The organism is Streptomyces sp. NPDC008137 (assembly GCF_042957035.1).
In the GTDB taxonomy this organism is placed as follows: domain Bacteria; phylum Actinomycetota; class Actinomycetes; order Streptomycetales; family Streptomycetaceae; genus Streptomyces.
Genome location: NZ_JBIBHN010000001.1, coordinates 563,374 through 574,996, shown reverse-complemented (window position 1 = coordinate 574,996; position 11,623 = coordinate 563,374). Strand labels below are relative to the sequence as shown.

The 11,623-nt window shown below is 71.8% G+C and carries 9 protein-coding genes; 6 read left to right on the top strand and 3 right to left on the bottom strand.

Annotated features, from left to right (window positions below):
- Positions 1–9: 9 nt before the first annotated feature.
- Positions 10–1,626 carry a carboxyl transferase domain-containing protein gene (locus tag ACFZBT_RS02480; protein ID WP_391097712.1) on the bottom strand — a complete coding sequence of 539 codons (1,617 nt, stop codon included), beginning with the start codon at positions 1,624–1,626 and terminating at the stop codon, positions 10–12.
- Positions 1,627–1,713: 87 nt separating this feature from the next.
- On the opposite strand from ACFZBT_RS02480, the gene ACFZBT_RS02475 reads away from it, so the two are divergent.
- The 3 genes from ACFZBT_RS02475 to ACFZBT_RS02465 all read left to right on the top strand — a co-directional run bounded on the left by ACFZBT_RS02475 (position 1,714) and on the right by ACFZBT_RS02465 (position 4,511).
- Positions 1,714–2,310 carry a TetR family transcriptional regulator gene (locus ACFZBT_RS02475; RefSeq protein WP_391097711.1) on the top strand — a complete coding sequence of 199 codons (597 nt, stop codon included), beginning with the start codon at positions 1,714–1,716 and terminating at the stop codon, positions 2,308–2,310.
- A 123-nt stretch (positions 2,311–2,433) separates the two neighbouring features.
- The gene (locus ACFZBT_RS02470) at positions 2,434–3,591 is read left to right on the top strand and encodes an acyl-CoA dehydrogenase family protein (RefSeq protein WP_391097710.1); all 1,158 of its coding nucleotides are present in this window, start codon (positions 2,434–2,436) and stop codon (positions 3,589–3,591) included.
- A 35-nt stretch (positions 3,592–3,626) separates the two neighbouring features.
- Complete coding sequence (locus ACFZBT_RS02465; protein ID WP_191845908.1) at positions 3,627–4,511, top strand: acyl-CoA thioesterase II; 885 nt, start codon at positions 3,627–3,629, stop codon at positions 4,509–4,511.
- 6 nt (positions 4,512–4,517) lie between these two features.
- Here the strand turns inward: ACFZBT_RS02465 and ACFZBT_RS02460 are convergent, their stop codons facing one another.
- A complete protein-coding gene (locus tag ACFZBT_RS02460; protein WP_391097709.1) occupies positions 4,518–5,306 on the bottom strand; it encodes a phosphatase in 789 nt (262 codons plus the stop codon).
- A 93-nt stretch (positions 5,307–5,399) separates the two neighbouring features.
- Entirely contained in the window at positions 5,400–7,205 is a 1,806-nt protein-coding gene (locus ACFZBT_RS02455; RefSeq protein WP_391097708.1) for a PucR family transcriptional regulator ligand-binding domain-containing protein, read from the bottom strand.
- A gap of 144 nt (positions 7,206–7,349) precedes the next feature.
- On the opposite strand from ACFZBT_RS02455, the gene ACFZBT_RS02450 reads away from it, so the two are divergent.
- The 3 genes from ACFZBT_RS02450 to ACFZBT_RS02440 are packed head-to-tail and all read left to right on the top strand — an operon-like array spanning position 7,350 to position 11,568.
- On the top strand, positions 7,350–8,840 hold the full coding sequence (locus tag ACFZBT_RS02450) for a sodium:solute symporter (RefSeq protein ID WP_391097707.1): 1,491 nt from the start codon (positions 7,350–7,352) through the stop codon (positions 8,838–8,840).
- Between the two features lie 56 nt (positions 8,841–8,896).
- Positions 8,897–9,880, top strand: a complete 984-nt coding sequence (speB, locus tag ACFZBT_RS02445) for an agmatinase (protein ID WP_215121222.1) — start codon at positions 8,897–8,899, stop codon at positions 9,878–9,880.
- Entirely contained in the window at positions 9,877–11,568 is a 1,692-nt protein-coding gene (locus ACFZBT_RS02440) for a thiamine pyrophosphate-dependent enzyme (protein WP_391097706.1), read from the top strand. The genes speB and ACFZBT_RS02440 overlap by 4 nt, the downstream gene beginning before the upstream one ends.
- The last annotated feature ends 55 nt before the right edge of the window (positions 11,569–11,623 follow it).

The window sequence follows — 11,623 nt, the reverse complement described above, 5'->3', positions numbered from 1 at the left end:
TCCGTCCCCTCACATCCGGAAGACGCCGAACTGGGGGTCACCCAGGGGCGCGTTGGCGCACGCGGTCAGGGCCAGGCCCAGGACCTGACGGGTGTCCAGCGGGTCGATCACGCCGTCGTCCCAGAGGCGCGCCGTCGCGTAGTAGGCGCTGCCCTGCCGCTCGTACTGGGCGCGGATCGGGGCCTTGAAGGCGTCCTCGTCCGCCGCCGGCCAGGACTCGCCGCGCGCCTCCAGCTGGTCGCGCTTGACGGTCGCGAGGACCGAGGCGGCCTGCTCGCCGCCCATGACGGAGATCTTGGCGTTGGGCCACATCCACAGGAAGCGGGGGGAGTACGCCCTGCCGCACATGGAGTAGTTGCCCGCGCCGTAGGAGCCGCCGACCACGACCGTCAGCTTCGGGACGCGCGTGCAGGCCACGGCCGTGACCATCTTGGCGCCGTGCTTGGCGATGCCGCCCGCCTCGTAGTCCTTGCCGACCATGAAGCCGGAGATGTTCTGGAGGAAGACGAGGGGGATGCCGCGCTGGTCGCACAGCTCGATGAAGTGGGCGCCCTTCTGGGCGGACTCGGAGAACAGGATGCCGTTGTTGGCGACGATGCCCACCGGGTGGCCGTGGATCCGGGCGAAGCCGGTGACCAGGGTCTGGCCGAACTCGGACTTGAACTCGGCGAAGCGGGAGCCGTCGACGACCCGGGCGATGATCTCGCGTACGTCGTAGGGCGTGCGGGAGTCGACCGGGACCGCGCCGTAGAGGCTCTGCGGGTCGACCTTGGGTTCCGTCGCCTCCGTGACCTCCCAGGGGAGGGCCCCGCGGGCGGGGAGGGTGGAGACGATGGTGCGGACGATGCGCAGGGCGTGCGCGTCGTTCTCCGCGAGGTGGTCGGTGACGCCCGAGACACGGGAGTGGACCTCGCCGCCGCCCAGCTCCTCCGCCGTGACGACCTCGCCGGTGGCCGCCTTCACCAGGGGCGGGCCGCCGAGGAAGATCGTGCCCTGCTCGCGGACGATCACCGCCTCGTCGCTCATCGCCGGGACGTACGCCCCACCCGCCGTACAGGAGCCGAGTACGGCGGCGATCTGGGGGATGCCGGCGCCGGACATGCGGGCCTGGTTGTAGAAGATCCGGCCGAAGTGGTCCCGGTCCGGGAAGACCTCGTCCTGCATGGGGAGGAAGGCGCCGCCGGAGTCCACCAGATAGACACAGGGGAGGCGGTTGTCGAGGGCGACCTCCTGGGCGCGGAGGTGCTTCTTGACCGTCATCGGGTAGTACGTGCCGCCCTTGACGGTGGCGTCGTTGGCGATGATCACGGTCTCGCGGCCGCTGACCCTGCCGATACCGGCGATGACACCGGCGGCCGGGGCCTGGTCCTCGTACATCCCGTCGGCCGCGAGCGGGGCCAGCTCCAGGAAGGGCGAGCCCGCATCGAGGAGGGTGTCGACGCGGTCGCGGGGGAGCAGCTTGCCGCGCGCGGTGTGGCGGGCGCGGGCCCGCTCGCCGCCGCCCTGGGCCGCTGTGGCCAGCTTGGCGCGCAGCTCGTCGGCGAGGGTGCGGTGCGCCTCCTCGTTGGCCCGAAAGGGCTCCGACGCGGGGTCCGCCGCGGTCGTGAGCTCCGGTGCCTCGTACATCCTGCGGGTCCCCTCACCTTGTTAATGAGCGTTAACGCATTTCCTTCAGGTTAACGACCGCTAACCTCCCTGTCTAGAATTGTTTTCATGGCAACCAGGACCGACGCACCCACCCGCCGCGAGCAGATCCTCAAGGAGGCCGCCCGGCTCTTCGCCGAGCGGGGCTTCCACGGGGTCGGAGTCGACGAGATAGGCGCCGCGGTGGGGATCAGCGGGCCCGGTCTCTACCGGCACTTCGCGGGCAAGGACGCGATGCTCGCGGAGCTGCTGGTCGGGATCAGCGGGCAGTTGCTGACCGGGGCGAAGCGGAGGCTGGCGGAGGCGGACGGGGAGGTCGGGGCGGAGGCGGTCCTCGACTCGCTGATCGAGGGGCATATCGACTTCGCGCTCGACGACCGTCCCCTGATCACCCTGCACGACCGGGAGCTGGACCGCCTCCGGGACACCGACCGGAAGATGGTGCGGCAGCTGCAGCGGCAGTATGTGGAGCTGTGGGTGGGGGTGGTGCGCGAGGTCTATCCGGGGCTGGCGGAGCCCGCCGCGCGGTCGGCCGTGCATTCGGTGTTCGGCCTGCTGAACTCGACGCCGCATCTGGGCAGGGCCGGGGCGCTGGCCGGGCGGGGTGCCGTGGCGGAGCTGCTGCACCGGATGGCGCGGGGGGCTTTCGCGGCGGCGGGCGAGTGACGGGCCCGAGCCCCCGGTGGCGTGACGAGCGTTACCACCATCACCCTGGACGCTGCTTGATACTCGCCGGTATCTTGATATGAGCAAGCGCTTAGACATACCGAGGTCCGTGGAGGTGGCGGCGTGCGCCGTACGGTGTTCAACGAGGATCACGAGGCGTTCCGGGAGACCATCCGCGCCTTCATCGAGGCCGAGGTCGTACCGGTGTACGACGAGTGGTTCGCTGCCGGCCAGGCGCCGCGCGACTTCTACTACAAGCTCGGCGAGCTCGGCGTCTTCGGCATCAACGTGCCGGAGGAGTTCGGCGGCGCGGGCCTGGAGAGCTACAAGTTCGAGGCCGTGATGTACGAGGAGACCGCTCGCGCCGGTGTCCAGTTCGGCGGCTCCGGCGTCCACGTCCTGCTGGGCCTGCCGTACATCAAGCTGCTCGCCACCGACGAGCAGAAGAAGCGCTTCCTGCCGAAGTTCGTCTCCGGCGAGGAGATGTGGGCCATCGCGATGACCGAGCCGGGCACCGGCTCCGACCTCGCGGGCATGAAGACCACCGCCAAGCTCTCCGAGGACGGCACGCACTACGTCCTCAACGGCTCCAAGACCTTCATCACCGGCGGCGTGCACGCCGACCGCATGATCGTCTGCGCCCGCACCTCCGCGCCCACCGCCGAGGACCGCCGCCACGGCATCTCCCTCTTCGTCGTGGACACCAAGGCCGAGGGCTACTCCGTCGGCCGCAAGCTCGACAAGCTCGGCCTGAAGACCTCCGACACCGCCGAGCTGGCGTTCGTCGACGTCAAGGTCCCCGTCGAGGACCTGCTCGGCGAGGAGAACAAGGGCTTCTACTACCTCGGCCACAACCTGGCCTCCGAGCGCTGGGGCATCGCCTTCGGCGCCTACGCCCAGGCCAAGGCCGCCGTGCGGTTCGCCAAGCAGTACGTCCAGGACCGCACCGTCTTCGGCAAGACCGTCGCGTCCTTCCAGAACACCAAGTTCGAGCTGGCCGCCTGCCAGGCCGAGGTGGACGCCGCCGAGGCCGTCGCCGACCGCGCCACCGAAGCCCTGGACGCCGGTGAGCTCACCCCCGCCGAGGCCGCCTCCGCCAAGCTGTTCTGCACCGAGGTCGCCCACCGCGTCATCGACCGCTGCCTCCAGCTGCACGGCGGCTACGGCTTCATGAACGAGTACCCGATCGCCCGCCTGTACGCGGACAACCGCGTCAACCGCATCTACGGCGGCACCAGCGAGATCATGAAGTCGATCATCGCGAAGGACATGGGCCTGTAAACCGACCGTAGTGACTGGCCGGTACAACAGTTGTCATGAGTAAGGCACTTCAGGACCTCCTCGATCTGCTCGACCTCGAGCAGATCGAGGAGGACATCTTCCGCGGCCGGTCCCGGTCCGCCGTCGTCCCCCGGGTCTTCGGCGGGCAGGTGGCCGCGCAGGCGCTCGTCGCCGCCGGGCGTACGGTCCCCGAGGACCGGCCCGCGCACTCCCTGCACGCGTACTTCCTGCGCCCCGGGGACCCCGGCGCGCCCATCGTCTACACCGTCGACCGGATCCGCGACGGCCGCTCCTTCACCACCCGCCGCGTGGTAGCCGTCCAGCACGGCAAGCCGATCTTCCATCTCTCGGCGTCGTTCCAGACGTACGAGGACGGGCTGGACCATCAGGAGCCGATGCCGGCCGCGCCCGACCCTGCCACGCTGCCCACCGGCGAGGAACGGCTGCGCGGGTACGGCCATATCGACCCGGCCGTGGTGGAGAAGTTCGCGGAGGCACGGGCGGCCGTCGACCTGCGATACGTCGAGGAACCGCCCTACGGGAAGTTCGGCGAGCCGCGCGAGCCGCACTCGCAGGTGTGGTTCCGGACCAACGGCAAACTGGGCGGGGCGGTCGACGAACCGCTGCTGCACATCGTCCTCGCCACCTACGTCTCCGACATGACGCTGCTCGACTCCGTGCTGCTCGCGCACGGGCGCGGCGGCTGGGCCGTCGGTGACGTGGTCGGGGCCTCACTGGACCACGCCATGTGGTTCCACCGGCCGTTCCGCGCCGACGAGTGGCTGCTCTACGACCAGGAGTCCCCGTCCGCGTACGGCGGCCGGGGACTGGGACAGGCCCGCATCTACACCCAGGACGGGCGCCTCGCCATCTCCGTGATCCAGGAGGGTGTGGTCCGCGTCCCGCGCGACACCGCGTAGGAGGCCTCAGCTGAGGCCGGCCTCCGCCAGCAGGTACGCCGTCATCGGGTCGTAGTGGCGCGGGCTGACCACGTGGTCGTCGAGGGGCACCGTCACCTGGACGGTGCCCTCGGCCTCGGCGATGAAGAGGGCCGGGTCGTTGCAGTCGGCGTAGCCGACGGAGTCGACGCCGTGCTGTCCCGCGTATCCCGCCCAGCCGTGGTCGGCGACGACCAGGTCGGGCAGCGGGCGGCCCTCGCGCTCCATGGCCGTCAGGATCGCCTTCATCGGCTCGCCCGAGTGGGTGTGCCAGAGGGTGGCGCCGTGCTCCAGCACCGCCACGCTCGCGAACTGCATGACGTAGCCCTCCTCCGTCGTCAGGCCCTCCGGGATGACGACGATCTCGCAGCCCGCCGCGCGCAGCGCCGCCGCGGTCGAGCTGTGCACGTCCAGCAGGCCGCCGGGGTGGCCGGTGGCGAACAGCACCCGCTGCTGCCCGTCCGCCGCCTTGCGCAGCCGCCCCGCCATGCGCTCGAGCCCGGCGACGGTCAGCTCCGGGTCGATGGTGTCCTGGCCGTACCGGTGCTCGGGATCGTCGTTCACGCCCACCCGTTCCGCCATCACCGCGAGGACGTCCTGCTCGTCGGTCCAGCGGGTGCCGAGTTCCAGGCCGAACCAGTAGTGGCGGTCGTTGTTCGCCAGCTTGCGGTAGTGGGAGAGGTTGTTCTCGCGGGGGGTGGCGACGTCGCCCGCGATGCGCGTCCTGACGAGGTGGTCGACGAGTTCGGCGCGGCTGGGTGTCCCGGGTATCGGCATGACAACCATTGTGAACCAGCCGCCTGTGGGCGTCCCTGGCGTATCGAACGCTGGGACGTGCGTCACGTACTCAGAAGGGCCCCGCTCACATGCTCAGATCTGCCGTAGCGCGAACCAGAGTTCCATCCGTACGTCCGGGTCCTCGAGGTCCGTCTCCAGCAGCGTCGCGCACCGGCTGATGCGCTGCCGCACGGTGTTGCGGTGCACGGACAGGGCGACGGCCGTGCGGTCCCAACTGCCGTGCAGGGAAAGCCAGGTGCGCAGGGTCTCGGTGAGCGCGGGGTGCGCCGTGACGGGGGCCAGGAGGGTACGGGCGTGGGCCGCCGCCTCGCCGGGCGGGACCAGGTCGGCGAGGGCGGGGCGCGGGGCGTGCCGCAGCAGCGGGGTCCGGGTGGCGCGGGCCCGGGCCAGGGCGCGGGCCGCCTGGGTGTCGGCGGCGGGCCAGTCGTGCGGGGCGACGGCGGCGCTGACGCCCAGGGTCCAGCCGGGCAGCGGGGCCGGTACCCGGTCGGCCGGGACCAGGACCCGTACGACATCGCCCGCCGGGTCGACCAGAGCGGAACCGAGCGCGGCGCCCAGCGCGGAGGCCGCGACGGGGTCCGCGGGGCCCGTACCGTCCGGCCGGGCCCGCACGACCACCCACCGCTCACCCCCGAGCAGCGACGCGACCTCCTCGGGCGCGGCGCCCAGCAGCAGCCGCACCAGGGCGGACGATCGAGCGGCACCGGTGCCGCTCTGCTGCTCGCCGGTGAGCAGGGACAGCAGCACGGCCGCGACGGAGACGACGGTGTGATCACCGGGCGCCCGCTGCGGACTGGCGACCCCGAGTACGAATCCGTGCCCGGCCCCGAGGGCGTAGGCGGCGAGGTGGGTGCCGGCGGCGGTGTCGGTGGCGGAGGTGGGGGCAGGGCGGCCGGGGTCGCTCTGCGATGCCGGGGCGACGCCGGCGTCCGGCCGGAGGGGCGCGGCGGAGCGTGCCGCCCCGCTCTCACCCGACCGTGCCGCGCCCGCGCGCGGGGTGGAGCCGGTCGGTGGTGCCGGACGGTCCGGTCGTCCTGCGGCTCCTGGCTCGGTCGGCCGTGTTCCGGTCGTGCCCGGGCGCGGGGTGGAGCCGGTCGGTGGTGTCGCACCGGTCGACGGCGCCGGACCGTCTGGTGGTCCTGCGGCTCCTGGCTCGGCCGGTCGTGTCCCGGTCGTGCCCGGGCGCGGGGTGGAGCCGGTCGGTGGTGTCGCACCGGTCGGCGGTGCCGGGCCGTCCGGCCGTACCACTCTCGCCAGCCGCGTCAGCGCCGCCCGCACCTCCTCCCCGGGCCTGCGCCCCGCCCCCGCGATCTCCGCCCCCTCCGGCCCGTACAGCACCGCCCATCCGCCCAGCCGCTGGGCGAGCTGGCGGAGGACCGAGGGGACCGGGTCGGGGCGGGAGGCGGCGGAGGCGAGGCTCTGCTGGGCCTCGGTGACACGGCGGAGTTCGGCGAGGCGGGACTGGGCCATCAGCTGCCAGACCGCGCGGGCCACGCCCGAGAAGGTGGTCTGCGGCGGCACCTCCAGCAGCGGCAGGCCGTGTGTCTCGCAGGCCGCGACCAGCGCCCTCGGCACCGTGTCGTGCACCGGCGCCACCCCGAAGCCGAGAGCCGCGCCGCCCGCCGCCACGATCCGCGAGACGTAGTCGTCGAAGTAGGTACCCGACCCCGCCGCCTCCGGGATGTGCACGCCCGCCGTGAGCAGCAGCTCCCCGCCCAGCAGATACGGATACGGGTCCGCCATCTCGGAGGTGTGCACCCAGTGGACGACGGTGCCGGGGTCCTCCGGACCGGCGATCCGGCGCAGGGAGAGGTCCTCCCTGGCCAGGAGGGACGTGAGGAGAACGGGAGGTGTCGGGGGGACCGCCGGGTCCGGCATGATGTGCGTTCCCTCCAGCCGAGGCTGCTCGAATGGATGAAACGTACACTTCGCAGTCGCTTTCCGGCCACCTAGTGTCAGTGCTCGTCAACCTCGTCCCCCGCGACCGAGCCCTGCGCCCTGTGCGTGCGCGAAGGAGGCCCCATGGCCGTCGACTACCTCGTGATCGTCGTCTACCTGGCCGGAATGCTGGCCATGGGCTGGTGGGGCATGCGCCGCGCCCGCTCCAAGAGCGAGTTCCTGGTGGCGGGCCGCCGGCTCGGCCCGGCCATGTACTCCGGCACCATGGCGGCGATCGTCCTCGGCGGCGCCTCCACCATCGGCGGTGTGGGGCTCGGCTACCAGTACGGCCTCTCCGGCGCCTGGATGGTCTTCACCATCGGCCTCGGCCTGCTCGCCCTGTCCGTCTTCTTCTCCGCCCGCATCGCCCGGCTGAAGGTCTACACCGTCTCCGAGATGCTCGACCTGCGCTACGGCGGCCGGGCCGGGGTGATCTCCGGTGTCGTCATGTGGGCGTACACCCTCATGCTCGCGGTGACCTCGACCATCGCCTACGCCACGATCTTCGACGTCCTGTTCGACATGAACCGCACGCTCGCGATCGTCCTCGGCGGCTCGATCGTCGTCGCGTACTCCACCCTCGGCGGGATGTGGTCGATCACCCTGACGGACATGGTGCAGTTCGTCGTGAAGACCATCGGCGTGCTGCTCCTGCTGCTGCCCATCGCCGTGGTGAAGGCCGGCGGGTTCAGCGAGATGAAGGCCCAGCTGCCCACCGAGTACTTCGACCCGCTCGGCATCGGCGGCGAGACGATCTTCACCTACGTGCTGATCTACACCTTCGGCATGCTCATCGGGCAGGACATCTGGCAGCGCGTCTTCACCGCCCGCAGCGACACGACCGCCAGGTGGGGCGGCACCGTCGCCGGCACCTACTGCCTCGCGTACGCCCTCGCCGGCGCCGTCATCGGCACCGCCGCCAAGGTGCTGTACCCGAAGCTCGGCAGCCCGGACGACGCCTTCGCGACCATCGTGAAGGAGGAACTGCCCGTCGGAGTGCGCGGGCTGGTGCTGGCCGCCGCCCTGGCCGCCGTGATGTCGACGTCCTCCGGCGCGCTGATCGCCTGCGCCACCGTCGCCAACAACGACATCTGGTCCCGGCTGCGGGGCATCGTCAAGGCACCGGCCGAAAGCGCCGGGAACGCGGAGGAGCACGACGAGGTGAAGGGCAACCGGGCCTTCATCCTGATCATGGGGCTCGCGGTCATCTGCACGGCCATCGCCATCGACAACGTGGTGGAGGCGCTGACCGTCGCCTACAACCTCCTCGTCGGCGGTCTGCTCGTACCGATCCTCGGCGGCCTGCTCTGGAAGCGGGGCACGGTCCACGGCGCCCTCGCCTCGGTCGTGGTCGGCGGACTCGCGGTCGTCGCCCTGATGGCGACGTACGGCATCCTCGCCAACGAGCCCGTCTACTACGGCCTGCTCGCCTCCCTCGCCGCCTATCTGGCCGTCTCCTTCGCCACCCCGGCCACCGACGACGCTGTCCTCGCCGCCTGGCGCGAGCGCCTCGCGGGACGGGCACCCGAAGCCGAGTCCGAACTCGCGTCCGAACCGGCCGCGACCCCCCGGTAAGGTCATAAGGCAAGCAGTACATACGCGATGAAGCGTAGGAAAGAGAGCATTTCTTCATGAGCAGCAACGAGACTCCCCGCGGGCCCGTCGACTCCTCCCGTGTGCCGCGGTACGCGGGCCCCGCGACCTTCGCCCGGCTGCCCCGGCTGGACGAGGTCGGCGGACGGGCCGATGTCGCCGTGGTGGGCGTGCCGTTCGACTCGGGTGTCTCGTACCGGCCGGGCGCCCGCTTCGGCGGCAACGCGATCCGCGAGGCGTCCCGGCTGCTGCGCCCGTACAACCCCGCCCAGGACGCCTCCCCCTTCGCCCTGGCGCAGGTCGCGGACGGCGGCGACATCGCCGTCAACCCGTTCAACATCAACGAGGCCGTCGAGACCGTCGAGGCCGCCGCCGACGACCTCCTCGGCACCGGCGCCCGCATGATGACCCTCGGCGGCGACCACACCATCGCGCTTCCCCTGCTGCGCTCGGTGGCGAAGAAGCACGGCCCGGTCGCCCTGCTGCACTTCGACGCCCACCTCGACACCTGGGACACCTACTTCGGCGCCGAGTACACCCACGGCACCCCCTTCCGGCGCGCGGTCGAGGAGGGCATCCTCGACACCTCCGCCCTGTCCCACGTCGGCACCCGCGGCCCGCTCTACGGCAAGCAGGACCTGACCGACGACGAGAAGATGGGCTTCGGCATCGTCACCTCGGCCGACGTCTACCGGCGCGGCGCCGACGAGGTCGCCGACCAGCTCCGCCAGCGCATCGGCGACCGGCCGCTGTACATCTCCATCGACATCGACTGCCTCGACCCGGCCCACGCGCCCGGCACCGGCACGCCCGAGGCCGGCGGTATGACCTCGCGCGAACTGCTGGAGATCCTGCGCGGGCTGTCGTCCTGCAACCTGGTCTCCGCGGACGTCGTCGAGGTGGCCCCCGCGTACGATCACGCCGAGATCACGTCGGTCGCCGCGTCCCACACGGCGTACGAACTGACCACGATCATGTCCCGCCAGATCGCCGCGGCCCGGAAGGACTCGGAAGCCAAGTGACTCACGACCACGACCTGGTGCTCCGCCCGACGCCCGCCCAGACGGAGGCCGCCCTCAACCCTCCACCCGGCCGCAACGGCGGGGACCTGGTCGTGGAGACGCTGGCCGGGCTCGGCGCGACGACCGTCTTCGGGCTGCCCGGCCAGCACGCGCTCGGCATGTTCGACGCCCTGCGCCGCTCGGACCTCCGCTACATCGGCCTGCGGGTGGAGAACAACGCCGGGTTCGCCGCCGACGCCTACGGCCGGATCACCGGCGAGGCCGCGCCCCTGCTGCTGTCGACGGGGCCGGGCGCCCTGACCTCCCTCGCCGCGCTCCAGGAGGCGGCCGCCGCCTCCGCGCCCGTACTGGCCATCAGCAGCCAGATCCCCAGCGCCGGCCTGGGCGGCGGCCGGCACGGCTATCTGCACGAACTGCCCGACCAGGCCGCCTCGTTCCGGGGCGTCGTCAAGTCGGTCCACGGTGTCCGCACCCAGTCGCAGATCCCGTCCGCCATCGAGGCGGCCTGGAAGTCGGCGCTGTCGGCCCCGCACGGCCCGGTGTGGGTGGAGATCCCGCAGGACGTGCTGCTCGCGCCCACGGCGATCCCGGTGGTGACGGGCGGCGACGCCTTCCCCGAGGAGCTGCCGCCGCGCCCCGAACTGACCGCCGTGGCAGCCCACCTGCTGTCGCGTGCCGAGCGCCCCGCGATCATCGCGGGCGGGGGAGTCGTACGGGCGGACGCGAGCGGCAAGCTGAAGCAGCTGGCGGAGCTGCTCCAGGCACCGGTCGTGACGACCCCCGGCGGCAAGGGCGCCTTCCCCTGGAAGCACCCGTTGTCGCTCCAGTCCTGGATCGAGGACCGGCACACCACGGACTTCCTTCAGGACGCCGACGTCCTGCTGGTGGTCGGTTCGGGACTCGGGGAACTCTCCTCGAACTACCACACGTTCAAGCCGCGCGGCCGAGTGATCCAGATCGAGGCCGACCTCGGCAAGCTGGAGTCCAACCACCCGGCCCTGGGCATCCACGCGGACGCCCGCCTCGCGCTGCAGGCGCTGCTGGAGACGGTGTCGGAGCGAACGGACCCGGACGCTCCGCAGCGCGTACGCGAGGTGCTGGGAAAGGTCGCCGAGCGCATCGCCTCCCAGGAACTCACTCTGGAGCAGGACGTGCTGGCGTCCGTCCGCAGGGCGCTCCCCGCCGACTCCCCGTCCTTCTGGGACATGACGATCCTCGCGTACTGGGCCTGGTCCGCCTTCGACGCCAAGGGCCCCAACCACATGCACTCCGCCCAGGGCGCGGGTGGCCTCGGCTACGGCTTCCCGGCGGCACTCGGCGCCGCGGCGGCCGACCCGACCCGGCCGGTCCTCGCGGTCTCCGGCGACGGCGGCGCCCTGTACTCGATCGCCGAGCTGGCCACGGCCCGCCAGTACGACCTCGACGTCACCTGGCTGATCGTCGACGACGGCGGCTACGGCATCCTGCGCGAGTACATGAGCGACGCGTTCGGCGAGGCGACCGCGACGGAGCTGACCCGGCCCGACTACGTGGCCCTGGCGGAGTCCTTCGGCGTCCCCGGGGTCCGGACGACCCCTCAGACCCTGGAGCAGGACCTCGCGAAGGCACTCGGCTCGCCCGGCCCCTCGGTGGTGCTGCTCCCGGCGGTGCTGCGGATGTTCGCGCCGACGCATCTGAGCTCGGACTGATCACCCGATCGGCTGGGGCGCGACGACCTCCACGGGATATGTTCCGTGAGGCCGC

Excerpts from the sequence above, each read along its gene's own strand:
- ACFZBT_RS02480 (WP_391097712.1), bottom strand. The coding sequence starts at position 1,626 with ATGTACGAGGCACCGGAGCTCACGACCGCGGCGGACCCCGCGTCGGAG.
- ACFZBT_RS02475 (WP_391097711.1), top strand. The coding sequence starts at position 1,714 with ATGGCAACCAGGACCGACGCACCCACCCGCCGCGAGCAGATCCTCAAG.
- ACFZBT_RS02465 (WP_191845908.1), top strand. The coding sequence starts at position 3,627 with ATGAGTAAGGCACTTCAGGACCTCCTCGATCTGCTCGACCTCGAGCAG.
- ACFZBT_RS02460 (WP_391097709.1), bottom strand. The coding sequence starts at position 5,306 with ATGCCGATACCCGGGACACCCAGCCGCGCCGAACTCGTCGACCACCTC.
- ACFZBT_RS02455 (WP_391097708.1), bottom strand. The coding sequence starts at position 7,205 with ATGCCGGACCCGGCGGTCCCCCCGACACCTCCCGTTCTCCTCACGTCC.
- ACFZBT_RS02450 (WP_391097707.1), top strand. The coding sequence starts at position 7,350 with ATGGCCGTCGACTACCTCGTGATCGTCGTCTACCTGGCCGGAATGCTG.
- speB (WP_215121222.1), top strand. The coding sequence starts at position 8,897 with ATGAGCAGCAACGAGACTCCCCGCGGGCCCGTCGACTCCTCCCGTGTG.